Raw genomic sequence first — 23,904 nt, forward strand, 5'->3', positions numbered from 1 at the left:
GGTCACGATCGTGCGCGTGCCGCTCAGCCGGCGTCGCGGGCACGGGCCAGCGCCGCGAGGTTCCCTTCTCCGAATCCGTGGTGCCCCTGCCGCTGCACGATCTCGAAGAAGATCTCGCCGGGCCGGCGCTTCACGAAGGTCTGGAAGAACAGGCGCGGCACGCCGTCGCCGCCGATTTCGCCGTCGACCAGCACCGCGCGACGGCGCAGCGCATCGAGATCGACGCCGTGCCCCGGCAGCCGCGCATCGACTTCGTCGTAATAGCGCGCCGGCGGCTCGATGAATTCGACACCGTTCGCACGCAGCGCATCGACGCTCGCCAGGATGTCGTCGGTCGCGAGCGCCACGTGCTGGACGCCTTCGCCCGGGTGGTCGGGCAGATACGCGTGCATCAGCTCGGTGCGCCGCGTGCCCTCCTCGTAGACCGGAATCCGCACCGCGCCGCACGGCGACACCATCACGCGCGATTCTTCCGACACATGCCAGTGCGCGTCGATTTCATGGATTTCGCGGAAGTGCAGCAGGTCGTGATAGAAGTCCAGCCACTCGCGCATGCGCCCCGCGCCGACCGTCTGCGTGAAGTGGTCGACCTGCTGCAGGCCCGTGCCGACGCACTCGACATCGGTATGAGCAGTCGCGATGTCGATCGGCCGGAAATCGATGTCGAAGATCGAGATGTCGCCGACGCCGCCGCGCTGGCCGTCCCGCCCGCGCCAGCGGTCGACGAAATAGAGGTGCGAATCGCCGATCCCCTGGATCGCGGGAATCTTCAGCTCGCCGACCCCGATCCGCTCGCCCTCGAACGCCCACGCGCCGAGCTCGATCGCACGCTCGAACGCGCGGCGCGCGCTCGCCACGCGCAACCCGATCGCGCAGACGCCCATCCCGTATTCCTCCGCGTAGCGCGCGGCGAACGAATCGGGCTCTGCATTGATCAGGAACTGCATCTGTCCCTGCCGGTACAGCGTGACGTTCTTGCTCACATGGCGCGCGATCGCCTTGAACCCGAGCTGCTCGAAACGTTGCGCGAGCGCGTCCGGCACCGGCGCCGCGAACTCGACGAATTCGAGTCCGGCCATCCCGAGCGGATTGGCGGCCGGATCGGCAACGGGCGGCGTATCGCTGGACAGGGGGTGGGAATTGCCGGGCATTCCAGTCTCCGGAGGCATGCGGTCGATGGGGATGACGCCCGGCTCGCGCGGCACGCCCGGCCGATGTGACGGCCGGACATCCGCCCGATTCGGGCGAGGTTTCGATGGTCCCGATTTTAACCAGATCGTTCACGGCGGCACACCCTGGCTGAACGGGATATGGGTGTCGCGCCTAGTGCAAACCCGGAAAGCGTTCGATAATCGCACATAACTGAACGATAATCGCGCGTTCTGACCGATCGGCTAATTGCCGCCGTGCGGCGCGCGCCCTATTCTCCGTTCACCCATCGACTTCAATGCAGCATCGGACGCGGCGCCGCCACGATTCCACGATGCGCCGTGCCAGGAGACATCGCCATGACCCCAACCTTCGACACCCTCGACGCCGCCGCCGGCGCCCGCGCGCGCAGCCAGGCGCGCAAGGCCGCGATCGGCAGCTTTGTCGGCGCCGTCGTCGACTGGTACGACTTCCTGTTGTACGGGATCGTCGCCGCACTCGTCTTCAACTCCGAATTCTTCCCGAAGGTCAGCCCGACCATGGGCACGCTCGCGGCGTTCGCGACCTTCGGCGTCGGTTTCCTGTTCCGCCCGCTCGGCGGCGTCGTGTTCGGCCATTACGGCGACCGGCTCGGCCGCAAGCGGATGCTCGTGCTGACCGTCATGCTGATGGGGCTGTCGACCGTCGCGATCGGCCTGCTGCCGAGCTTCGCGACGATCGGCTGGTGGGCGCCCGTGTTGCTGGTGCTGATGCGTGCGATCCAGGGCTTTGCCGTCGGCGGCGAATGGGGCGGCGCGGCGCTGATGGCCGTCGAGAGCGCGCCGAAGCAGAAGAAGGCGTTCTACAGCAGCGGCGTGCAGGTCGGCTACGGCGTCGGCCTCGTGCTGGCGACGGGGATCGTGTCGATCCTGAGCCATACGCTCGGCGAGGCCGCGTTCAAGTCGTGGGGCTGGCGCCTGCCGTTCGTGTTCAGCATCGTGCTGGTGCTGATCGGGCTGTGGGTCCGCAAGAGCATGGACGAGTCGCAGGAGTTCGTCGAGAAGGTCGAGCACGGCAACCGCAAGCTCCGCCTGCCGGTGCTGGAAGCGCTGACGCGCCATCCGAAGGCGTTCCTGCTGATCGTCGCGCTGCGGCTCGCCGAGCTGTTCACGATGTATATCGTCACCGCGTTCGCGCTCAGCTATTCGACGTCGAACCTCGGGATGTCACGCGACCTGTTCCTGAACATCGGCCTGCTGGTCGGCGCGGTGAGCTGCGTGACGATCCCGTGCTTCGCGTGGCTCGCCGACCGCTTCGGCCTGCGCCGCATCTATCTGATCGGCGCGCTGATCGGTCTCGCGTCGGCGGTACCGTTCTTCGTCGCGCTGGAGTCGCGCTCGATTGCGTGGATCGTGGTCTTCTCGATCCTGCTGGCGAATGCCGCGCACGACATGGTCGTAAGCGTCCAGCAGCCGCTCTTCACCGAGCTGTTCGGTGCGGAATACCGCTACAGCGGCGCGGGCGTCGGCTACCAGTTCGCGAGCGTCGTCGGCGGCGGATTCACGCCGTTCATCGCGGTGGCGCTGGTCAGCATGGCCGGTGGTTCTTGGCACCTCGTCGCCGGCTATCTCGCGGTGGGCTGCCTGATCTCGCTGGTGGTCGCCGCGCGGATGCGGGCTGCGCAATGAGGCCATGACCGGATGGCCGGCCGCGATGCGCGCCGGCCGTTTCCGCACCGGCTGCCAGCCGCGGCCGAGCAAGGGCATCGCGCCCCGCCCAACGTCAAACACGGTCAATCCCGCGGGCAGAAGGCCTTTTTTCCCCTCTGAACATTCCACGCCAGCCGCCGACCAATGGCATCATATGGGCCTACGTCAGTCACAGATACGCCCCCATATCATGTCGAATCTCATCGTCCACGGCGGCACTCCGCTGCGCGGGGACATCAAGCCGTCCGCGAACAAGAACGCCGTCCTGCCGATTCTGTGCGCCACCCTGTTGACCGATCAGCCGCTGCGCCTCGTCGGCGTGCCTGACATCACCGACGTGCGCAAGATCCTCGACATCTTCCGCACGCTCGGCAGCGACGTGTCGGTCGACTTCACGACAGGCATTCTCGATCTCCACCATCGCAACACGACGTTCGACCCGGCCGTGCACCGCCTGCCCGAGGCGATGCGCTCGTCGATCATGCTGATTCCGCCGCTGCTCGCGCGCTTCGGTGTCGCGCGCCTCGAGAACGACGTCAAGGGCTGCACGCTCGGCGTGCGCGAAATCGATCCGCACGTCGAAGTGTTCGAGCGCTTCGGCGCGCACATCCAGCGCACGCCCGATTCGCTGATCGTCCGTGCCGACGGCCCGCTGACGGCCAACGATCACTGGCTCGACTACGCATCGGTGACCACCACCGAAAACTTCGCGCTGTGCGCGACGGCGGCAGGTGGCACGTCGACGCTGATGAATGCGGCGTCCGAGCCGCACGTGCAGGAGTTTTGCCAGTTCCTCGCGATGATCGGCGTCGCGATCGAAGGCATCGGCACGTCGCGCCTGTGCGTGACGGGCGGCGGCAAGCTGGGCGGCGGCGAATTCCGCTTCGCCGAGGATTTCCACGAAATCGCGACGTTCCTCGCGCTGGGCGCGATCACGGGCGGCGACATCACCGTGCGCAACTCGTCGCCGGAGCATTTCCCGCTGATCGACCGCACGTTCGCGAAGTTCGGCGTGACCGTCACGCACCGCGACGGCTGGTCGCGCGCGGAACGCGACGGCCCGCTGCGCGTGCGGCGGCCGTTCACGCAGAACATCCTGACCAAGGTCGAAGCCGCGCCGTGGCCGTACCTGCCGGTCGACCTGCTGCCGATCTTCATCGCGCTCGGCGTGCGCGCGGAAGGCAGCGCGATGTTCTGGAACAAGGTCTACGACGGCGCGCTCGGCTGGTCCGGCGAACTGTCGAAGTTCGGCGCGCACGTGCTGCTGTCCGACCCGCACCGGCTGATCACGTTCGGCGGGCTGCAGCTGACGCCGGCGCGCGTCGAGAGCCCGTACATCATCCGCGTCGCGATCGCGCTGCTGATGGTAGCCGCGAGCATCGAAGGACGCTCCGAAATCATGAACGCGCTGCCGATCCGCCGCGCGCACCCGCATTTCGTCGAAAACCTGCGTTCGGTCGGTGCGAACGTCGAGTGGACGAGCGGCGAGTAACGTCGATCCGGATGCGGCGTGGACGATGTCCGCGCCGCGTATCCTGCCTCCCCCGCATTCGCCGGACGCCAGACGGGCCGTCGGTCACCCGTGACGCGCGAAGACAGCGGCCACCGGCTCTAACCGGTCATCCCGTTGCCGCCCGGCACATTCCCCTTCTTCGTCACCCATCGCTTTCGCACGATGATGGATCTGCGCGATAATCGCGCATTCCCGCGCGAACACCGCGCGCCCACCCCGTGCGCCCCCCGACGATGAAAAAGCCCGACCTCGACCGACGCGACTGGATTGCCGGCCTCGAAAAGGGCCTGATGATTCTCGAGGCATTCGACAGTCAGCACGCGCGGATGACGCCGACCCAGGCGGCCGCCCGCACCGGTCTCACGCGCACGGCCGCGCGACGCTACCTGCTGACGCTCGAATCGCTCGGCTACGTGTACACCGACGGCAAGCTGTACGGCCTCACCCCGCGCGTGCTGCGGGTCGGCTGGTCGTACTTCGACTCGGCGCGCCTTCCGCGCACGGTCCAGCCGTATCTGCAGCAACTGAGCGCGTCGCTGAACGAATCGGCGTACGTAAGCGTGCTCGATGGCTGGGAACTCGTGTTCATCGCCCGCAACGGCGTGTCGCGCGTGATGACGACCGGCTTCGTGCTCGGCGCGCGCGTGCCCGCCCCGCTGACGTCGCCCGGTGTCGTGCTGCTCGCGCATCATCCGGATCGCGAGGCCGTCCGCGCGTGGCTCGACGACACCGAACTCGCGCCGTTCACGCCGCACACGATCACCAACAAGGCACGCCTGCTCGAACAGGTCGACCACGCGCGCGACGCGGGCTTCGCGGTGATCGAGCAGCAACTGCAGGTCGGCGTGCGCGGCATCGCGGTGCCGCTGAAGAACCGTCACGGCGAAGTCGTCGCCGCGCTGAGCACGAACATGCCGATTGGCGCGGAGCCGACCGACGCGGCCGTGCGGCGCGTGCTGCCGCATCTGCAGGAAGCCGCGCTCGCGATGCTGAACGTGCTTTAGGGATTCGTGCAAGCGGGCGCACGACGCCCGTCCGGCAGGTCACCCGATCCGCCACCACCGCGGCAACAGATCGCGCACCTCGCGCCGCCGGTAACGATCGTCGATCAGATGCACGACGCCCTCGTCGTGTTCGGTGCGGATGACGCGCCCGGCCGCCTGCACGACCTTCTGCAAACCCGGGTACAGATACATGTAGTCGTATCCGTTGCCGAAACGTGCCTCCATCGCGCGCCGCATCTGTTCGTTGACGTCGTTGACCTGCGGCAGCCCGAGCGTCGCGATGAACGCGCCGATCAGCCGCTCGCCGACGAGATCCACGCCCTCCGAGAACGCCCCGCCCAGCACCGCGAAGCCGACCCCGCGCCCGCCCGCGTCGAAGCGCGCGAGAAACGCGTCGCGCTCGCTTTCAGCCATGCCGGGCGCCTGGGCCCATACGGGCACGTCCGGGTGGCGCGTCTGCATCAGCGCGACGACGCGCCCGAGATAGTCGAAGCTGCTGAGAAACCCGAGGTAGTTGCCGGGCCGCGTCGCATACTGCGCGGCGATCAGGTCCACGATCGGTTCGAGCGAACGGTCGCGGTCGCGCCAGCGCGTCGACACGTGGCTCGCGACGCGCACGGTCAGTTGCTCGGCACGGAACGGTCCGTCGACGTCGAGCCAGCCCGTGTCGGCCGGCAGTCCGAGCGTGTCGCGATAGAAATGAAACGGGCTCAGCGTGCCGGAAAACAGCACGGTCGCGCGCGCGGCTTCGTAGCGCGACGCGAGAAACCCGGCCGGAATCACGTTGCGCACGCACAGCGTCGACTGGATACGGCGCCGGCGCGCGGCCGGCGCGACGCCGTCGAGCCCGGACTGGCGCGGCAGCGGCTCGCCGTGCAGCGTCGCGTCGAAGATCGACGCGCTGTCGAACGCGTCGGCGAGCACACCGAACTGGATCGCCTCGAAATGAAAGCGCAACAGCGCATCGCCGTTCGCACGCGGCGCATCGGTCAGGTGTTCGCCGATCGCCGCGACGAGGTTCTGCACGGCCGTCACGATCGGCCCCGGAATCTCCGGATACGCCGCGTAGCGCTCGGCCTGTGCGCGATTGAGCGTGCCCCACGCGCGCGCGAGCCGGTCGAACGCCTTGCGCAAAGCCGCGGGCGCGGCCTCGCGCGCGGCCGCGAACGCGAACGGGTCGAGCGATGCACTGTACATCTTGCGGGCGCGATCGAGCAGGTTGTGCGCCTCGTCGACGAGCACGCCGACGCGCCACTGGTTCTGCTGCGCGAGCGTATGCAGCATCGCGCTGCCGTCGTAGTAGTAGTTGTAGTCGCCGATCATCATGTCCGACCAGCGCGCAAGCTCCTGCGCGAGGTAGTACGGACAGACGTCATGCGCGAGGGCCGCCTCGCGCACGGTGTCGCGATCGAGCAGCCCGGCGCCGATCGCCGCGTCGCGCGCCGCCGGCAATCGGTCGTAGAAGCCTTGTGCGAGCGGGCACGATTCGCCGTGACACGCGCGATCCGGATGCTCGCACGCCTTGTCGCGCGCGACGAGTTCCAGCACGCGCAGCGGCAGCGCCGGCGTGCCGGCGCCGAGCGTGGTCGCCGCTTCGAGCGCGAGCGCCCGGCCGGGCGTCTTCGCGGTCAGGAAGAACACGTGATCGAGCTCGCCCTCGCCGCATGCTTTCAGCAGCGGGAACACCGTGCCGAGCGTCTTGCCGATGCCGGTCGGCGCCTGCGCCATCAGGCAGCGTTCGTCGCGCGCCGCCCGATAGACGGACACGGCCAGCTCGCGCTGACCGCTGCGGAATTGCCCGTGCGGAAACCTCAACGCGCGCAGCGCCGTATCGCGCGCCGCGCGATGCGCGGTCTCGCGCTCGGCCCAGCCGACGAAGCACGCGCACTGCTCGGCGAAGAACGCGGCGAGCGCGCTTGCGCCGAGCGTCTCCGTCAGCACGGTCTCGCGCTCCGACACGATGTCGAAATACACGAGCGCGACGTCGATTTCCGCGAGGCTGCGTGCGTCGCACATCAGGTGCGCATAGACCTTCGCCTGCGCCCAGTGCAGCGCGCGATGATTGGCCGGCATCGCGTCGAGGCTGCCGCGATAGGTCTTGATCTCCTCGAGCCGGTTCGCGACGGGATCGTAGCCGTCCGCGCGCCCGCGCACGGTGAGCGTGCCCCACGTGCCGGTCAGCGGAATCTCGGTTTCGTAGCGTGCGCCGCGCTTCGACGTGACGGCGCCGTGGCCCGCGATGCCTTCGAGCGCGGTCGGCGCGGGCGTGAAGCGCAAGTCGAGATCGCCGCGCCGCGCGGTGAACTCGCACATCGCCCGCACCGCGACGACATAGCTCATGCGGACAACCCCGCCGCTTCGTCCTGCCCGACGCCCACGCCCGCCCATTCGACATCGACGACGCGCACCGGCATGCCGTGCGCGATGCAGTATGCGAGCCAGCGCGTCTGGTTGTCCTGCAGCCGGTCGCCCGGCCCCTTCACCTCGATCAGTTCATAGCGCCGCTCGCCGGGCCAGAAACGGACGAGATCGGGCAGCCCGGAGCGATTGCCGCGGATATCCGCGAGCAGGCGCGTGAACCACAGCCGCAGGTGCTCGGGAGGCAGGCATGCCAGCGCCTCGTCGAGCAGTTCGTCGGTCAGCACGCCCCAGAACACGAACGGCGATTGCAGGCCCATCTTCGTGGCGTAGTGCCGGCGGATCGTGTCGCAGTACGCACCCGAATCGAGTTGCGCAAAGCAGGCGGCGAATGCGGCGGTGCGGCGTACCGCGAAATCGGGCGCGTGCAGGTCGGCCGGGCCGCGCTGGAACGGGTGAAAGAACGCGCCGGGCACGGCCGCGAACACGGGCTCCCAACAGAGCAATCCGAACAGCGAGTTGATCAGCGTGTTCTCGACGTAGTGGACCGGCGCGTCGGGCCGTGCAAGGTGGTCGCGCACCGCGTATTCGACGCTGACGAATGCGTCGGGGCGCGCAAGCACGAGCGTCTCGCGCGGCACGTCCGGCGCGCCACCCGCGCGTTCGACCCGCTGCCCGAGACGACGCTGCAGGCGCGGCAGCATTCGCTCGACGCGCTGACGTTCCTCGTCGCTTTCGAAGGCGCTGCGCGCCTCGAGCGCCAGCGCGAGCGCATCATCGTCGCGTCCGCAGCGCTCGAGCACGCGAATGCGCCGGTGCCGGCTGCCCGGCCACGCGCTGCGCGCATATGCGTCGAGCGCGGCGGCCCAGTCCGCGCGCCGCTCGCAGGTCTGCCCGAGCGTGAACAGCAGCTTCGCGCGGCGTGTCGCGAGCCACGGCTGCATGCAGCCGACCGCGTCGATCGCCCGCAGCAGCGCGTCGAACGGCAGGTCGTCGGGCCACGCATCGAGAGCTTCGCGGCAGGTCTGCAGCGCGAGATACGTCTCGATGTCGTCGCGTTGCTGGAACGCGCGAGACGACGGCGCGAACGGCACGCTTTCGTACTGGAACACGCCGAGATCGGCGAGCACGAATTCGCTCCAGTCCTGATGAAGATTGCCGAAGAACATCAGCCGCAGCCGGTCGCACAGCGCGCCGACCGCCACACGCAGCACGCGATCGTCAGCTTGCGCGCACCACGCGTCGAGCGGCTGCGCCACGTCGTGCGCGGGCCGCAGCCGCTCGAGCCAGTCGGGCTTGCGCTCGCCCGCGTGCGCGGCGAGCGACGGAAACACCTTCAGGAGATCGGCCTTGGTCGACAGCGCGAACAGCTCATCGAGCGAGAGCGCGGGCGCCGGATCGACCCAGCCGAGTTCGACGAGCGGCGCGGCCGCGTCGAGCGTGCTGCCGATCTCGTCGTACACGAGCTTGCTCGCGCGGAAGTCGGCCCCGCTGCGCATCAGCATCCGCACGAGCAACGCGCGCGACGCTTTCGGCAACAGCGCGAAATCCCGAAGAAACGCGTGTTCGCGCGCATCGAGCAGGTCGTCGTAACGCTCGCCGAGCCAGGCCAGCGCGCGTTCGAAATTGGTCAGGTAGTAAAACGCCGGGGGCGTCGGCGATGCAGGCGTCACGGGGATCGATCACTGTACGTTTGTACAGGTCGGAATCATATCAAATGTGAAGAAAAATACCGCATCCCGCGCACCGCACGGCCGCCTCCGCCGGTCCGGATCAGAACTGGTAATTCACCGACATGTCGAACACGCCGTTCGTCGATTGCTGCGTGATCGGGCTGCGCCTTGCGCGCCCGACGAGCTGTTCGATCGCGCCGTCCATCGTCACGAACCAGTGCTTGTTGACGAACCAGACCATCGTCACGCCCGCGCCGAACGACTTCATCCCCGCGCCCGATGAATAGGTCGGCAGCCCCGAGCGCGCGGACGCACCCGGGCTCACGCCGAACCAGCTGTTCATGTAGCGCGAATCGGCGAACGACACCGTCGGCCCCGCGAACCAGAAGAAGTGTTCGTTGCTGCCCGGCATCGGCATGTACGCGGAGAAATCGCCGACCCAGCCGTTCGAGCCGCCGATGCTGCGCCGGACATCCGCGCGCAGCACGAGCGGAAAATCCTTCGAGATCACGTAATCGGCCGCGAGCTTCATCACCGGCGCCGCGTTGATGTTGTCGAGCCCGTTCAGGTGGTCGAGATCGTCGGCCGAGCGGCGCCCGAGGTCATAGCCGACCGACAGGCTCACGCGCCAGTTGGGCCCGCGCAGCACGTTCGCGCCGAGCCCCTCGCCGGTCGACAGGAAGAACAGGTCGCGATAGCGCACGTCGACATTCGGGCCGCCCATCACGCGGTAGCGATCGGAACCCGCGTAGCGCGGCTGGAGCGTCATCGCCGCGCCGACGCTGACCTGCCACGTCGGGACCGTCGGATTGAACAGTTTCTGCAGCGGAACGCCCGCCGAGTATTGCCATTCGCCGAGCGGCGAAGGCGTCTGCGCCGACGCGTCGCGCGCACCCGCCGCTGCGAGCGCGGCGAAGGCCGACAGGCCGGACACGAACCGGCGAGTGCCGGGCGACAACAACGGGCGGGCAACGGTCATCAAGGCGGTCTCCGTCGGTTGCATGAAACGAACCTGAGGGAAAGCGCGTCGCATCCCGACCGGCTGCAACGGCAGGCAGCCGACGGCGCGAACGTAGCGTGCGCTGAATTGTGAACATCCTACGCGACGCGCGCGAAGCCGCAAAGCGCCCGTTGAGCACGGGCACTTTGCCGATTTCCGGTACGAACGGGCGCAGGATTGCGGAATCAGAAACGCTCGACGTGATAATCGCCGGCGAGCGCGGCCGGACTGCGCTTCGCCATCATCCGCGAGAAGCCGTCGGCGAGCCGCCCGAGCGCGAGCTGCTTCTGGCTCGCGTCCCAGTGCGTGTAGGTGTCGTAGGCGGTGTCGTCGAACGACACGGTAACGGCAACCGGGCGCCCGCTCGCGCGAAAACCGATATGCAGCACGCCGCCCGGCAACTCCTCGATGTGATAGCGCAGCGAACGCGACTCGAAATAGCGGCCCAGCACCTGGGCGATCGCGCGCTTGTCGGGCGATTGCACGTGAATGTCCATGATGGTCCTCCTTTCAGTGATCGCGCGGCCGGCCGTGACTGCCTGCGCCCGCCCGGCATTCGCAGCGGCGGCGGCTGCGACGGCGGATCGCCTTGCGGCAGGCCTGGGGGCACGGGCGGATCGAACGGATCGTCGTGCTCGGGCAGCGCCGGGTCGGGATCGACGTCGGGCGTCGGCTCGGGACGGTGCAGCATGGATTGCGTACTCATGTCACTCCTGCGCGGCGGCTCGCGCGTGTCGATTGGCGCGGCGAGCGCGCGCAACCGCTGTGCCTGCCAAGGGGGTGACCGGGGTGACCGCGCACGCGGTCATGCGTCGTATGCCGCCATCACCAGCCACAGGGTGCGCCCTTCGGCAGCGAGCCGCACCGCGAGCGCGAACGGATCGGACGGCGTGCATCGCGCGACCAGCGCCCGCTGCGCGCTTTCCGGCCCCGCATAGACGGTATGGTTCAGCTCGCGGACTTCGTCCTTCCCGTCGAACAGGCGCCGTTCGGGCCGATGTCCCCGTGATTCACGCTGCCATGTGTCGAACCGTTCGCGCACATCACGGAAATCGCCGCCGCACACGTTCGCGTCGTAACGTATCCTTTCCTTGGGTTCAATCATCACGATGCCCTCTCGTCCATACCTGCGGCGGGCGGCCCGCATGTCCGCCCGTCCATCCGCCTCGACGGCTGCAAGCGTCATGCCGCCGGCGCCGCGCGGGCATGGCGCTTGCGGCCGTCGTACCCGTAAGGAGGTTCGATCATGACCGCATCCGCCCCCGGCAGCCGCAGCGCCGTGTCACCGGCTGCCGGCTCGCTCTCTCTGGCCGCATCGCGCAAGCCGTCCGAAGACAAGACGGAGAAACGCATCGACGAAGGCCTCGAGGAGACGTTCCCGGCCAGCGATCCGCCCGCCGTTGGCGGCGCGACCCGTATCGACCCCGCCAGGCCGTCCGGCGAACGCGACCGTCGCTCGCCCGACGCCCCGCCACCGCCCCGCGATCACGGCTGACGGCGGCACTCCGGCCCGCAATTGCGCGGCAGCGTGACAACGGGCCGGCACAACCGGAGTGGACTGATGAAACGCATTGAACGTGCTTGGCACGAAGTCAGCGGCGCCGCGGGCGTCGCGGCGCTGGCCGCGATCGAGAGCGCGGTGGTGCTCGCCATCGTCGTGATGACGGGCGTTGGTCACTGAGCGTCGCGCGCGGCCCGGCCACGGCTGCCGCCGTGGAAGATGTACAACCCGGCTGGCAAATTTCTCCGTGGCACCGCCGCGCAGCTCCGGCGCCTGTCGATTGAACGCGGCACGCGTTCTGCTCCCGCATCGTCTCGCTCACGAAGGAGGCGTTCATGTATCGCGTCAACGAAATCATGTCCCGCGACGTAGTGTGCGTCGCGCCGACCGACACGATTCGCCATGCGGCCGAATTGATGCAGCGCTTCGACATCGGCGTGCTGCCGGTGTGCGACGGCAGCGGGCTCGTCGCGATCGTGACGGACCGCGACCTCGCGATACGCGCGCTGTCGCACGGGCATCCGCCCGATACCCCCGTGAAAGTGGTCGCATCGGCGCCGGTGCAGTGGTGCGTCGAGGATGACGGCGTCGGCGACGTGCAGCAGCGGATGGCCGACATACAGCTGCACCGGATGCCGGTGCTCGATGCCAATCGTCAGATCGTCGGCATGGTATCGCTCGGCGACATCGCGACGCGCGCGGGCGGCCCCGCACGCGACGAGTTGGCGAATACGCTCGAGGACGTGTCCCTACCGCGCCGCCGCTGAGTGGCCGCCCCCACCGTGCTGCCGCGCGCCGCATGCGCCGCGCCGCTTCGACCAGGAGAAAAGCGATGACAACGGACAGACCGTCGCGCACGCAGGCGCGCATTGTCGGTGACCGCGGCCGTTCGGTCGGCGGGCCGGGGCCGGACGTGATGGCCGCCGGCACGCTGGAAAACGATCGCGTGCTGACGATGGACGGCGACGACATCGGCAAGGTCACGAACATCATGCTCGACGTCCGCTCCGGCCGGATCGCGTACGCGGTCGTGTCGTCGGGCGGATTTGCGGGAATCGGCGACAAGCTGCTCGCGGTGCCGTGGAGCGTGCTGACGCTCGACGTCGAGCGCCGCTGCTTCGTGCTGCCCGTTCCGACCGAACGGGTGCGCGACGCACCCGGCTTCGAGAAGGACCGCTGGCCGAAGATGGCCGATTCCGCGTGGGCCGAGGCGCTGCACGCGCACTACGGCGCGTCGCCATACTGGCTGATCGAGGAAGGCGAGACGGCGCTCGACTCGCCGCCCTACGAGGCGTCGCCGGGCGGCCCCGAGAACGACACGCGGCGGCACTGATCACTGATCGCGGCTCAGTGCGCGGCCGCGATCGAACGCGCGAGCGCGCGTGCGACGCTCAGATGCGCCCTCAGCGTCGATAGTGTGTCGGCCGCGAACGCGCGAAGCTGCGGGTCGTGGCCGTTGCGCGCTTCGGCTTCGTAGAGCCCGATCGCCGCCTCGTGCGCGTTCGGTCCCGCCAGCGCGATGTAACCCTTGTCGAATGCGTCGCCGCTCATGGTCCGCAGGGCCGTGAGCGCCGGATCGACCAGCATGCGCGTCTGCACGGGCAAACCTTTTTGCGCGCCGAGCCGGCGCAATGCCGCGGCCATGCGAACGTGATCGTCGACCATCCGGCGCGCGAAGGCCTTCACATCCGGATTCGACGACCGATCGAGCGCGAGCTGGCTCGCCTGCAGTTCCGTCTTTCCGACGATGCCCGCCTTGTCGACGAATTCCGCGTCGATGCCGTTCGGCCGCCGCGTCATGTCCGCCTCATCGGCGGTCTCGCCGGGGCGGACGACGCCCGGCGCCACATGAACGGACGATGCAGGCGGCGCCTGTGCATGCGCCGGCATGAATGCCGGCGCGTAGAACGCCGCCAGCACGCCCGATGCCAGCAAGCAGGCATTGCCGACAACCGGGATCCGCGCGATCAGCGACATGCGATCGACGCGCGCCGGTTTGCCGCCGCTGAGGTCGCGCTGCGTGTTGTTCAATCTCTTCATCGTGCCTCCCGGTGGCGTTGCGGAGGCCGCCGTGCGTCAGTGGTGCCGGCCGGCGCCCGCCACGTCGACGATCACGCTGGCCAGCGTCGGCATGTCGACCGGCTTGCACAGATACGCGTCGAAGCCGGCAGCCATCACGCGGTTCCGGTCCGCCGTGCCCGCGTGTGCGGTCACCGCGATGACGGGCAGACGCCCGCTGCCGTTCTGCAAATGCCGGATGTGGTCGAGCAGCCAGAAGCCGTCGCCGTCCGGCATCGCGAGATCGGACAGCACGACGCTCGGGTGCTGCCGCGCAACCACGTCGAGCGCGTCGCGCCCCGATTGTGCGGTCGAGACCTGGGCGCCCAGCGTTTCGAGCGCCGCCGCGAGACTCGCCCGCGACGTCGCATCGTCGTCGACCACCAGCACGCGCTGGCCGTCGAGCGCCACCGCCGTCGACGCCCCGCTCGGCCGTAACGGCTGGCCGTTCAGATTGTCCGCGCCCCAGTCCACCGGCAGCATGACGGTCACGGTCGTGCCACGCCCGGCGCCTTCGCTCGCGGCCGCAACCTCGCCACCATGCAGCCGCGCGATGTTGCGCACGATCGACAGGCCGAGCCCGAGGCCGCGCTTCGGCGACGCGGACGCGCCCTCCGGCCGGTTGAACGTATCGAACAGATGCGGCAGCCGTTCCGCCGAAATGCCCTGCCCCGTATCGGTGACCGACAGCCGTACGCGCGCGCCGGCCCGGGTCAGCGACAACTTGATGCTGCCGCCCGGCGGCGTGAACTTGATCGCGTTCGACAGCAGGTTCGACAGCACCTGGCGAATGCGCTCGCCGTCCGCATAGATCACGCAGTTGGACATCGCGCACGCGGTCGACAGTTCGAGTCCGTTCGCTTCGGCGGTTGCGCCGAGCTCACGCACTGCCGCGTTCACGACGCGCACCAGGTTGATGGGCGTGCGTTCGAGCCGCATCCGGCCCGTCGCGAGCGACGAAGCGTCGAGCAGGTCGCCGACCATCCGCGACAGCGACCGCGCGCTGCGATCGATCGCGTCGATCGCCTGATGCGCGAAGCCCTGGCCGTCGGCGCTGCGCAGCACCTCGACCCAGCCGTAGATCACGTTGAGCGGTGTGCGCAATTCATGCGACACGGTCGCCAGCAATTCATCCTTCAACCGGTTCGATTCGTCGGCCTGCACGCGCGCGTCGCGCGCGCCGCGTAGCGAGCGCAGGTCGCGCCGCTCGTCGCGGCGGCGCTCATGCGCCTCGCGCAGTGTCATCGACAGGCCGCTGCAGTTGCCTTGCGCGTCGACGATCGGCGCTGCCACGAACGTCGCGCGAAAGCGGCCGCCGTCGGGACGCACGCACAGGATGTCGAGCGGGCCGGCGGGCGCGCGCGCGTTCGCGAACGACGCGGGAACGGGATGCAGCCGCAGCCAGCGCGGCGCGATCAGCGTGGTGACGTCGTGTCCGATTACCGACGCGACGTCGATGCCGAACAGGCGCCGCGCCGCAGGGTTCCAGCTCGTGATGCGTCGTGCGGCATCGACGCCGACGATCGCGTCTGGCGACGCGTCGACCACGCGGCGCAGCAGGATGTCGTCGAGTGCACGCGGCGCGGGCGCCGGTTCGCGGCTCGGCGTGCGTGCGTCATCTTCGTCGGCGTCGTCGGCCCCGTGCAGCCGGTCGGTCGCGAGCAGCGGCTTGACGGCCAGCACCAGCAGGCATTCGACGAAACCGATCGCGACGAAGACGCCGGCCCGCATGAGCAGCGCGGGCAGTGGCACGTCGCGCCACCACAACGCGCCGATCACGGCCACGCTCGCGACGGTCGCGGCCAGACCGCCGCCGAACGAAGTCAGCCAGGCCGCAGCCGCGACACCGACGTAGAAAGGCAGCGGTGCAAACGGCTCACGCATGCCGACGACGTGAATCGCCCACACCTGCAGCGCAGACGCCAGCCCGACGGCCAGCACGACCCATGCGCCCTGCCGAAACAGCTCACGGGTAAAGGTTCTCATCGTTTCCCTGCATCGCCCTGCAACCGTCGCTCGACGGGCATGCACTCGAGCGGACCGGGCGAGCCTACGAGCTTCCGCAATGCGCGTACCCGCCATACGGCGCCCGGCGACTTCGCGGCAAAGTTGAGGTGTTGCACGTGCCGCCGCGCCGCGTCGCTCGGCCGCCTGCCGCGTTTGCGGGGAACGCGATGGCAGGTTTCTTTCAATTTCTCATTCGTCGGCTGTAAAAAAGCATCGGCGGACGGCATCGTGCCCCAGCGATCGCATATTTCTTCCGTCATCGCAACGCGCATTGAAAATTTCTAAATCGCGGCACCTTCCGTGCGGTTTCGCTGTCGATGATAGATATTGCAAAGAAGGGGATGCGCGGTGCCGATTTTCAAAACGGCCCGCTGACGCCTATGGCCGAATCCGCAAATCGTCCGAAGCAACGCGCCGACGCGCGCCGGCTGTCCGGCCGCTCCGCGGCGATGCGCACGCTGCTCGGCCGTATCGAGAAAATCGCTCCGACCCGCTCCAGCGTGATGATTGCCGGCGAAAGCGGGGTCGGCAAGGATATCGTCGCGCGTCGGCTGCATGACCTGAGCGCGCGACGCGACGGGCCGTTCGTCCCCGTCAACTGTGGTGCGATTCCGGCGGACATCGCGGAAGCGCAGTTGTTCGGTCACGAGAAAGGCAGCTTCACCGGCGCGATCGCGCAACGCGAAGGGTTCTTCGAAGCCGCGGCCGGCGGCACGCTGTTGCTCGACGAGATCGCGGAGATGCCCGCGTCGCTGCAGGTGAAGCTGCTGCGGGCGCTCGAATCGAACACGGTCGTGCGGGTCGGCGGCACCGAGTCGATTCCACTCGACGTGCGCATCCTGTCCGCGACTCGCCACAATCCCGCCGAAGCCGTGCGCGACGGCCGGCTGCGCGAGGATCTGTTCTACCGCCTCGCCGCGTTCGCGCTGTACGTGCCGCCGCTGCGCCAGCGCGACGGCGACGTCGAGGCGATCGCGCACGAGTTCGTCGATGTGCTCAACGTGCGGCACCGCTCGCACAAGCGTCTGACCGACGCTGCGATCGCTGCGCTGCGCGCGTATTCGTGGCCCGGCAACGTGCGCGAATTGCACAACACGATCGAGCGCGCGTACATCCTCGCGGACGACGGCATCGACGTCGCGCTGCCGAAGCCGACGATGTTGCCCGACCATACGTCGGACGATGCGATGGCGCTGCCGCTCGGCGCGACGCTGCACCACGCGCAGCAGCGTTTCATCGCGGCGACGCTGCAGCACTTTGATGGCAACAAGCCGCAAGCGGCGAAAGCGCTCGGCATCAGCCTGAAAACGCTGTACAACCGGCTGGCGCTGATGCGCGACGGCGGCCACGGCTGAACGTCGCCGCGGGCGTCGTGCATGGCGGCTCGACTCGTATCAGCCGCGGCAGGTCATGCGACCTTGAACTGCCCGACGGTCGTCGCGAGCGCGTTCGCCTGCGCCTGCAGCGCGGTCGCGGCCGCGGTCGACTGTTCGACGAGCGCCGCGTTCTGCTGCACCATTTCGTCGAGCTGCGTGACCGCGCGGTTCACTTCCTGGATGCCGCGCGTCTGCTCGTTCGCCGCGTGCGTGATCTCGGAGATGATCGTCGTCACGTTGGCGACGTTCGACACGATTTCGCGCATCGTGTCGCCGGCCTGACGCACCTGTCCCGACCCGGCCGACACACTCGCCACCGTCGACTCGACCAGCACCTTCACCTCGCGCGCGGCCTGCGCGCTGCGTTGCGCGAGACTGCGCACTTCCTGCGCGACGACCGCGAAACCGCGCCCTTGCTCGCCGGCTCGCGCGGCTTCCACGGCCGCGTTCAGCGCGAGGATGTTGGTCTGGAACGCGATCCCGTCGATCACGCCGATGATGTCGCCGATCCGGCCCGACGCTTCCTCGATCTTCCCCATCGTCGACACGACGTCCGATACGACCACGCCGCCGTGCGACGCGATCCGCGACGCGGCGGCCGCGCGTTCGTCGGCCTGGCCCGCGGCGGCCGCCGACTGGCCGACCGTCGCGGTGATCTCCTCCATCGATGCGGCCGTTTCCTCGAGGCTCGCCGCCGCCGATTCGGTGCGCGACGACAGGTCCTGGTTGCCCGCGGCGATTTCGTTCGCGGCCGTGCGCACCGATTCGCTCGCGTCACGAATCTGCCGCATCACGTCGTTCAGCTTGTCGACGAAGCTGTTGAACGAGCGCGCGATGTCGGCCACCTCGTCGCGGCCTTCGGCCGGCAGGCGCTGCGTCAGGTCGCCGGTGCCGGAACCGATCGACGCCATCGCCTCGCGCACCTGCGACAGCCGGCGGAACGCGGTTGCCGTGATCGCGCCGACGATCAGCGACGCTACACCGACGATCACCACCAGCGTGACCAGCGACGCGGTCAGCAGCGAGCGCATCCCGGCCGTCGCTTCCGATTTGTCGAGCAGGACCAGCGCGTACCAGTCGGTGCCCGGCACGGCCTGCGCGCGCACCAGCTTCGCGTCGCCGCCCACCCGCACCTCGACCGGCGCGACTGCCGCAGCCAGCGACGCGGCGCTCACGGCGCCGAGGTCGGGCGACACGTCGGCGACCGGCTTCAGCGTGAGCTTCGCGTCCGGATGCGCGACGACGTGGCCGCTGCTGTCGATCAACATCCCGAAGCTCGCGGGCGTCGGGTGGATCGACTTCACGTTCGCGATCACGCTGTCCATCGCGAGGTCGGCCGCGACGACGCCCTTCAGCGCGCCGTCGCGCAGGATCGGCACCGCGAACGTAACGACCAGGTTGCCGGTGCCGGCATCGACATACGGCGGCGTGACGACCGGCTTGCCGGCCTGTGCGGCCTGCTTGTACCACGGGCGGCCGGTCGGGTCGTAGTCGGGCGGGATGCCGGTCGGGTCGGAGAAATGGAACACCTTGTCCGCGTAGCCCGCGTAGACGTTCGTGAAGCCGCCGGCCGCGGCCATCTGCTTGAACACCGGCAGCGGATCGGGCGATAGCGCGGCGTCCTGGAGCGACGCGATCATCCGGCTCCGGGTCGCGACCCAGTCGCCGATGCCCACCACGTGGCCGCTGGCGACGGATTTCAGGTTACGGTCGATCGCATCGTCGTTGTACGCGTGCGCAATGAAGTAATTGATCAGCGTCGTGGCGACGAGCGCGAATACGACGATGGCGACGCACGCTGCAAGAATGCGGGTGCGGAGGGACGAGAGCATGGCAACGACTCGGTAAGGGAGGGCGAACGCCCGGTGGACGAATTCACCGGGTAAACGGCATTCGCGCCGCTAACTTGAGGCCGTTGTGTCGATTCGACGAAACGTGTGAGGAAATGCGCCGGCGGCCGCGGGGCGTCGATGGCGCTGGCCGCGGCGGGCGTCGTTCACAGACGGCGGCTGGCGCCCGTATCGGGCTCCCGGTTCGGCGTACTGGGCGGCGTGTCGCGCTCGATGTCATCCTGTCTGCGCATGCGTTCGCGCAGGTGGCGAATCGCGAACACGTGGATGTAGTCGTGCACGCGGGCATCGGACGACAATGCACGCACTTCGTCGTCGAGCATCGCTCGCAACTGGTCGGCGCCGATCGCGCGCTCTTCGGCGGCGGCCTTCAAAGCATCAAGCAGATTGTCCGGTGACATCGACGGGCTCCTGACGGTCGAGGAACGAAAGGAAAAGATGACGCTACTGGAAGATTAGAGACTGGACAGCCGCCCGGCGTACGATGCGCCGAAGCGTGTTTGCGCGCGATCAACGGCACGTTGCGTGCCGCCCCGCCGACCCGTCGCTGGATCGGCCTGCGAGCAGGATTCGCGGCGCGCGTGGCCCGCGAACGACTGGAAGGATGGCCCACGCCCCCCGAGGCGCGGCACCGCCGATCGCGCGGACGACGAACCGTCGCGCGACGCCGATGCACGATGCACGATGCACGATGCACGATGCACGATGCACGATGCACGATGCACGATGCATTGAGAAACTTAGACCGGCCGAAATCCCGCGTCAAGCGACGCTCGCCGGCCGTGATTCGTCTGTTCGAATGCACCGGATCGGGGCCCCGCACATCGCGCGCCTGCCCTTCTTGTCAGCGGATTCCGATACCTCGCGCGCAATATCTGACAGCGACTTCGGCGCGCGCCGATTGGCAGCGCGGTCTGCCCGGCGGATACTGACGTCATGAACGAAGCGTTCATACCCGGTCATCGCTCAGCCGGCCATCGAGCCGGCACGCGGGGTCGGGCGCAGGAGACCACCATGGCCCATCGCAACTTCCCGGCACGGGACGGACAGCGTCGCATGCGCACGCTGTCCGCGCCTGCCGTGCCGGTCGCAATCCGCCCGCCCGACGATCTCGACGCGCTGCTCGCGCTTGCGCGCGAATCGGGCTTGCTCGTCACGCTCGACGGGCAGATCGGCCGCGAGAAATACCAAAGCGTCGCGGGGTCCGTGCTCGCGCTGCAGCGCTTCGCCGCTGCCCTGTGCGCGCGGGTCCGTGCCGACGCGCCGGTCGTCGTGAGGCCGCGCCGCAAGACGCGCCCCGGCTGGCCGCGGCTGCGCAATCGCATGCCGGGCGGACGAGGACGGCTGCATGGCGCGCGTCGGCGCGCACGCGTATGCCACGGCGCCCGCAGCCGGCACGACCTGCGAACGCCCAGCATTGGATAAAAGCCGAACGCAGCCGACGCGGCACGGGGCCGCGCGATGGTTGCGCAGGCTGTCACGCCAATCGGCAGCGACCGCTGCGCATCGAGCAGGCGGCGGCACATCGCGTGCCGTTACCCACATCGATCTGCCATCGAGCGACCGCAAGCCGCCACCCGCCGTTCCGCACGGCGACGTCGACCAAAACAATACCTGCGAGGAAAGTAGTCTGAACGGGGCCAGGAAGCGGACGGGGTGAAAGTCACCCCGTCCGTCGTTCCAAGGCAGCCGTCGGCTGCCTACCCTCGCGCCAGAGAGTTCATGATCGGCTGATGCGCCACGCGCTGCGTGGCACGGCTCCGGAATCGCTTGAAGCGCGAGCAACAGCGTCGGATATGCGCCCGTTCGCGCGGTTCCGGGCCCGACGCGTCGCGCACGGATGTGCTGTCACTATCTCATGCGCGGCGCGCGGCGTTTCTGATGCAGGTCAACGAAAGTCCGCTTCGCCGCCATCGCGTCGCGACATTCACTCCGCGCCGCGCACGAGCAGCACCGGCACTTGAGCGAGATGCGCGATCCGGCGCGCCACGCTGCCGATCAGCCAGGCCGCGATGCCGCGCCGACCGTGCGTGCCCACCACCAGCAGCTCCGCATGCCAGTGCACCGCGTCGCGCATCAACGCATGGGCGACGTCGTCGCTGGTCGGACGGGTTTCGACGATGCCGCGCTTGGTCGGATTCCCCGTTGCATGGAACAGCGGGCCGACCCGCGCCAACGCATCCTCGCCCTCCGCGCGATACGCATCCTCGAGCGCGCGCACCGGCACGAGATCCGTCAGACGAACCGCCCGATCGACGACATAGGCCGCGTACAGCAGCGTCGTCGGCACCGCGAAGCCGAGCCCGACGCGCACCGCATGCAGCGACGGCTCGCTGCCGTCCACGGCGAACATCAGGCGTTGCAGCGGTCCCTCCGACGGCCGCGTGTAGTCGGCGGGCACGATCAGCAGCGCGCAGCGTGCGCGCGAGGCCAGCGTGTCGGACACCGCGCCCTCGACGAGCCGCAGCAGCCCATGGTGCGGATTGGCGCCGACCACGAGCACGTCGGCGTGCGATGCCGACGTGTCGTTCGCGAGTGCATCGGCCACCGTGCCGCCCGTGACCGACGTATCGATGATCACCTGTTCGATCTCCGCGCCGCTCCCGGCGAAGAGTGCCGCGATGCGCTCGAGCGTCGCCTGCGCTTCGCGCGTCATCTCCTCGCGCGCCGAGGTCAGCAGCGCGTCGACGCGCGAAATGTCGGGTAGCACGAGACGCGGATTGTCGATCGCACAGACGATGCGCACCTGCATGCCGGGGCGCAGCAGCGTGCGCATGTAGCGCGCGGCGGCCAGCGACTCCGGCGTCAGGTCGACGGCCAGCGAAATTCGGGCGAGCGGCGGGATGGTCGGGCTGGATGGCATGGCGAAGGTCTCCTGGCGGATGCGTCGTCGCGGACGACGACCGGAGCTTCGCGCGGGCAGCGGCGCGCGGCGGACGGACGGCCGACGCGGTCGCAGGAATCGGCGGGCGGCCACGCGAAGCGCGGACAAGCGATTCAAACAGCATATGTCGTTCCGCCCGCACGTGCATGATCGCGATCAATGCCCGTGCGGGCCGCGATGCGCCGCGCGCACACGTGCGGCGCGCGGCGCGGCCGCTTTTGCCCGGTCTGCTTACGACTTCGTCGACGCGGGCGCGCCCGCGCGATTCGCGTAGAACACCGCGTATGCGATGCCGAGCAGCACGATCCACGCGGGGCCGATCACAAGCGCGACACGCGTGTCCGGGGTGAATGCCATCAGCACGACGACCAGCGCGAGAAACCCGAGCGCGACGAACGAGCCGAGCGGATAGAACGGCACGCGGATCGGCAGGCGCGCGACCTTGTCAGCCGACAGCGTGCGGCGAAAGCGCATCTGCGCGATCAGGATCACGCACCACGTCCAGATCGCACCGAACGTCGACACCGACGTCAGCCACGTGAACACGTGCTGCGGCGCGAGATAGTTGAGCAACACACCGATCAGCAGCAGCGCGACCGACACCGCCACGCCGTACACCGGCACGCCGTTGCGGTTCACGCGACCGAGGCTGGCCGGCGCCTGGCCCTGCTGCGCGAGGTTGTAGAGCATCCGCGCGGTGCTGAACAGGCCGCTGTTGCACGACGACAGCGCCGCGGTCAGCACGACGAAGTTGATGATGCCGGCGGCGGCCGGGATCCCGAGCCGCGAGAACGTCATCACGAACGGGCTGCCCTGCGTGCCGATCTGGTCCCACGGATAGAGCGACATGATCACGAACAGCGCGCCGATGTAGAAGATCAGCACGCGCCAGAATACCGAGTTCACCGCCTTCGTCAGCGACTTCTCCGGATTGCGCGCTTCGCCGGCCGTAAGGCCGAGCATCTCGACGCCGAGATACGCGAACATCACGATGGGCAGCGCACCGATGACCCCGTCGATGCCGTTCGGCATGAAGCCGCCATGGGCCCACAGGTTCGAGATGCCCGTCGCGATGCCGCCGTTACCGATGCCGAATGCGATCATGAGGCCGCCGCCGATGATCATCAGCACGATCGTGACGATCTTGATCAGCGCGAACCAGAACTCGAATTCGCCGTAAAGCTTGACCGCGATGAAGTTCACCGCGCCCATCGCCGTGAGCGCCGCGAGCGCCCAGATCCAGTTCGGCACGCCTGGGAACCACATGTGCATGTAGACGCCGACCGCGGTGATCTCCGCCATGCAGGTGACGATCCACACGAACCAGTAGGTCCAGCCGGTCAGATAGCCCGCGAGCGGGCCGAGGTAGTCGCGCGCATAGCGGCTGAACGCGCCGGCGACCGGATTGGAGATCGCCATTTCGCCGAGCGCGCGCATGATCAGGAAAATCGCGATGCCGCCCAGCAGGTAGGTCAGCAGGATGGCCGGACCGGCCGTGCGGATCGCGGTGGCCGAGCCGAGGAACAGGCCGACGCCGATCGTCGCGCCGAGCGCCATCAGGTTGATGTGCCGCTCTTCCAGCCCGCGGTGCAGCTGGTCTTCTGGTTGTTTCAAGTCCGTCTCCTGGCAGCCGCGAACGGGCCGCCGTCATTGTCGATGTCAATGCGTGGCCGTTCATGCCGATACCGGCAAACCGAAAACGAAAAATCCCGCCAGCGTTTTCCGGATGAAAAACGTTGCGGATACTGCGTCACTCCGATTGGAATCGCCGTTGATTATCGGCATTTTCCGGAACAATCCGGAAAACGGATCGGGTCTTTCACGGAATACGCCCGTCTAGCCC

20 protein-coding genes are annotated in these 23,904 nt (G+C 68.5%); 8 read left to right on the forward strand and 12 right to left on the reverse strand.

Annotated features, from left to right (window positions below; translation table 11 throughout):
• Positions 1-23 precede the first annotated feature (23 nt).
• The gene (locus ACV22W_RS00820) at positions 24-1,151 is read right to left on the reverse strand and encodes a 4-hydroxyphenylpyruvate dioxygenase family protein (protein WP_448017304.1); all 1,128 of its coding nucleotides are present in this window, start codon (positions 1,149-1,151) and stop codon (positions 24-26) included.
• 357 nt (positions 1,152-1,508) lie between these two features.
• On the opposite strand from ACV22W_RS00820, the gene shiA reads away from it, so the two are divergent.
• The 3 genes from shiA (at position 1,509) to ACV22W_RS00835 (ending at position 5,354) form a co-directional block, all read left to right on the forward strand.
• Entirely contained in the window at positions 1,509-2,816 is a 1,308-nt protein-coding gene (shiA, locus tag ACV22W_RS00825) for a shikimate transporter (RefSeq protein ID WP_059525432.1), read from the forward strand.
• A 211-nt stretch (positions 2,817-3,027) separates the two neighbouring features.
• Positions 3,028-4,329 (forward strand): UDP-N-acetylglucosamine 1-carboxyvinyltransferase, encoded by a 1,302-nt coding sequence (locus ACV22W_RS00830; RefSeq protein ID WP_448017305.1) that lies wholly within the window; start codon positions 3,028-3,030, stop codon positions 4,327-4,329.
• A gap of 254 nt (positions 4,330-4,583) precedes the next feature.
• The gene (locus tag ACV22W_RS00835) at positions 4,584-5,354 is read left to right on the forward strand and encodes an IclR family transcriptional regulator domain-containing protein (protein WP_448017306.1); all 771 of its coding nucleotides are present in this window, start codon (positions 4,584-4,586) and stop codon (positions 5,352-5,354) included.
• A gap of 39 nt (positions 5,355-5,393) precedes the next feature.
• Here ACV22W_RS00835 and ACV22W_RS00840 read toward each other — a convergent pair whose 3' ends face one another.
• The 5 genes from ACV22W_RS00840 to ACV22W_RS00860 form a co-directional block, all read right to left on the reverse strand.
• Positions 5,394-7,694, reverse strand: a complete 2,301-nt coding sequence (locus ACV22W_RS00840; protein WP_448017307.1) for an ATP-dependent DNA helicase — start codon at positions 7,692-7,694, stop codon at positions 5,394-5,396.
• Positions 7,691-9,385, reverse strand: a complete 1,695-nt coding sequence (locus tag ACV22W_RS00845) for a VRR-NUC domain-containing protein (RefSeq protein ID WP_448017308.1) — start codon at positions 9,383-9,385, stop codon at positions 7,691-7,693. The genes ACV22W_RS00840 and ACV22W_RS00845 overlap by 4 nt, the downstream gene beginning before the upstream one ends.
• 100 nt (positions 9,386-9,485) lie before the next feature.
• Entirely contained in the window at positions 9,486-10,364 is an 879-nt protein-coding gene (locus ACV22W_RS00850) for a MipA/OmpV family protein (protein ID WP_448017309.1), read from the reverse strand.
• A gap of 206 nt (positions 10,365-10,570) precedes the next feature.
• Positions 10,571-10,882 (reverse strand): hypothetical protein, encoded by a 312-nt coding sequence (locus ACV22W_RS00855; RefSeq protein WP_044843100.1) that lies wholly within the window; start codon positions 10,880-10,882, stop codon positions 10,571-10,573.
• Between the two features lie 308 nt (positions 10,883-11,190).
• Entirely contained in the window at positions 11,191-11,490 is a 300-nt protein-coding gene (locus ACV22W_RS00860) for a hypothetical protein (RefSeq protein ID WP_448018098.1), read from the reverse strand.
• 141 nt (positions 11,491-11,631) lie between these two features.
• Between ACV22W_RS00860 and ACV22W_RS00865 the strand changes: the two genes are divergently transcribed.
• The 3 genes from ACV22W_RS00865 to ACV22W_RS00875 all read left to right on the forward strand — a co-directional run bounded on the left by ACV22W_RS00865 (position 11,632) and on the right by ACV22W_RS00875 (position 13,219).
• On the forward strand, positions 11,632-11,880 hold the full coding sequence (locus ACV22W_RS00865) for a hypothetical protein (protein WP_448017310.1): 249 nt from the start codon (positions 11,632-11,634) through the stop codon (positions 11,878-11,880).
• 341 nt (positions 11,881-12,221) lie between these two features.
• Positions 12,222-12,653, forward strand: coding sequence for a CBS domain-containing protein (locus tag ACV22W_RS00870; RefSeq protein WP_448017311.1), 432 nt, complete (start codon positions 12,222-12,224; stop codon positions 12,651-12,653).
• A 65-nt stretch (positions 12,654-12,718) separates the two neighbouring features.
• Positions 12,719-13,219, forward strand: coding sequence for a PRC-barrel domain-containing protein (locus ACV22W_RS00875; protein WP_448017312.1), 501 nt, complete (start codon positions 12,719-12,721; stop codon positions 13,217-13,219).
• 14 nt (positions 13,220-13,233) lie between these two features.
• Here ACV22W_RS00875 and ACV22W_RS00880 read toward each other — a convergent pair whose 3' ends face one another.
• Both ACV22W_RS00880 and ACV22W_RS00885 read right to left on the reverse strand, forming a co-directional pair.
• Entirely contained in the window at positions 13,234-13,863 is a 630-nt protein-coding gene (locus ACV22W_RS00880; RefSeq protein ID WP_448018099.1) for a DUF4142 domain-containing protein, read from the reverse strand.
• Between the two features lie 99 nt (positions 13,864-13,962).
• Positions 13,963-15,930 carry an ATP-binding protein gene (locus tag ACV22W_RS00885; RefSeq protein WP_448017313.1) on the reverse strand — a complete coding sequence of 656 codons (1,968 nt, stop codon included), beginning with the start codon at positions 15,928-15,930 and terminating at the stop codon, positions 13,963-13,965.
• Between the two features lie 338 nt (positions 15,931-16,268).
• On the opposite strand from ACV22W_RS00885, the gene ACV22W_RS00890 reads away from it, so the two are divergent.
• The gene (locus ACV22W_RS00890) at positions 16,269-17,306 is read left to right on the forward strand and encodes a sigma-54 interaction domain-containing protein (protein WP_448017314.1); all 1,038 of its coding nucleotides are present in this window, start codon (positions 16,269-16,271) and stop codon (positions 17,304-17,306) included.
• Between the two features lie 53 nt (positions 17,307-17,359).
• Here the strand turns inward: ACV22W_RS00890 and ACV22W_RS00895 are convergent, their stop codons facing one another.
• Entirely contained in the window at positions 17,360-19,159 is a 1,800-nt protein-coding gene (locus ACV22W_RS00895) for a methyl-accepting chemotaxis protein (RefSeq protein WP_448017315.1), read from the reverse strand.
• 164 nt (positions 19,160-19,323) lie between these two features.
• Positions 19,324-19,578, reverse strand: a complete 255-nt coding sequence (locus tag ACV22W_RS00900; RefSeq protein ID WP_448017316.1) for a DUF3562 domain-containing protein — start codon at positions 19,576-19,578, stop codon at positions 19,324-19,326.
• 613 nt (positions 19,579-20,191) lie between these two features.
• Between ACV22W_RS00900 and ACV22W_RS00905 the strand changes: the two genes are divergently transcribed.
• Positions 20,192-20,602: a hypothetical protein gene (locus ACV22W_RS00905; protein ID WP_448017317.1), complete on the forward strand. Its 411-nt coding sequence runs from the start codon at positions 20,192-20,194 to the stop codon at positions 20,600-20,602.
• 502 nt (positions 20,603-21,104) lie between these two features.
• Here ACV22W_RS00905 and ACV22W_RS00910 read toward each other — a convergent pair.
• Positions 21,105-22,040: a universal stress protein gene (locus ACV22W_RS00910; RefSeq protein WP_448017318.1), complete on the reverse strand. Its 936-nt coding sequence runs from the start codon at positions 22,038-22,040 to the stop codon at positions 21,105-21,107.
• A 252-nt stretch (positions 22,041-22,292) separates the two neighbouring features.
• Positions 22,293-23,675: an amino acid permease gene (locus ACV22W_RS00915; protein ID WP_448017319.1), complete on the reverse strand. Its 1,383-nt coding sequence runs from the start codon at positions 23,673-23,675 to the stop codon at positions 22,293-22,295.
• Positions 23,676-23,904 lie beyond the last annotated feature (229 nt).

Source organism: Burkholderia sp. AW49-1 (assembly GCF_053427845.1).

Excerpts from the sequence above, each read along its gene's own strand:
- ACV22W_RS00820 (WP_448017304.1), bottom strand. The coding sequence starts at position 1,151 with ATGCCCGGCAATTCCCACCCCCTGTCCAGCGATACGCCGCCCGTTGCC.
- shiA (WP_059525432.1), top strand. The coding sequence starts at position 1,509 with ATGACCCCAACCTTCGACACCCTCGACGCCGCCGCCGGCGCCCGCGCG.
- ACV22W_RS00830 (WP_448017305.1), top strand. The coding sequence starts at position 3,028 with ATGTCGAATCTCATCGTCCACGGCGGCACTCCGCTGCGCGGGGACATC.
- ACV22W_RS00835 (WP_448017306.1), top strand. The coding sequence starts at position 4,584 with ATGAAAAAGCCCGACCTCGACCGACGCGACTGGATTGCCGGCCTCGAA.
- ACV22W_RS00840 (WP_448017307.1), bottom strand. The coding sequence starts at position 7,694 with ATGAGCTATGTCGTCGCGGTGCGGGCGATGTGCGAGTTCACCGCGCGG.
- ACV22W_RS00850 (WP_448017309.1), bottom strand. The coding sequence starts at position 10,364 with ATGACCGTTGCCCGCCCGTTGTTGTCGCCCGGCACTCGCCGGTTCGTG.
- ACV22W_RS00855 (WP_044843100.1), bottom strand. The coding sequence starts at position 10,882 with ATGGACATTCACGTGCAATCGCCCGACAAGCGCGCGATCGCCCAGGTG.
- ACV22W_RS00860 (WP_448018098.1), bottom strand. The coding sequence starts at position 11,490 with ATGATTGAACCCAAGGAAAGGATACGTTACGACGCGAACGTGTGCGGC.
- ACV22W_RS00865 (WP_448017310.1), top strand. The coding sequence starts at position 11,632 with ATGACCGCATCCGCCCCCGGCAGCCGCAGCGCCGTGTCACCGGCTGCC.
- ACV22W_RS00870 (WP_448017311.1), top strand. The coding sequence starts at position 12,222 with ATGTATCGCGTCAACGAAATCATGTCCCGCGACGTAGTGTGCGTCGCG.
- ACV22W_RS00875 (WP_448017312.1), top strand. The coding sequence starts at position 12,719 with ATGACAACGGACAGACCGTCGCGCACGCAGGCGCGCATTGTCGGTGAC.
- ACV22W_RS00880 (WP_448018099.1), bottom strand. The coding sequence starts at position 13,863 with ATGTCGCTGATCGCGCGGATCCCGGTTGTCGGCAATGCCTGCTTGCTG.
- ACV22W_RS00885 (WP_448017313.1), bottom strand. The coding sequence starts at position 15,930 with ATGAGAACCTTTACCCGTGAGCTGTTTCGGCAGGGCGCATGGGTCGTG.
- ACV22W_RS00890 (WP_448017314.1), top strand. The coding sequence starts at position 16,269 with ATGATAGATATTGCAAAGAAGGGGATGCGCGGTGCCGATTTTCAAAAC.
- ACV22W_RS00895 (WP_448017315.1), bottom strand. The coding sequence starts at position 19,159 with ATGCTCTCGTCCCTCCGCACCCGCATTCTTGCAGCGTGCGTCGCCATC.
- ACV22W_RS00900 (WP_448017316.1), bottom strand. The coding sequence starts at position 19,578 with ATGTCACCGGACAATCTGCTTGATGCTTTGAAGGCCGCCGCCGAAGAG.
- ACV22W_RS00905 (WP_448017317.1), top strand. The coding sequence starts at position 20,192 with ATGGCCCATCGCAACTTCCCGGCACGGGACGGACAGCGTCGCATGCGC.
- ACV22W_RS00910 (WP_448017318.1), bottom strand. The coding sequence starts at position 22,040 with ATGCCATCCAGCCCGACCATCCCGCCGCTCGCCCGAATTTCGCTGGCC.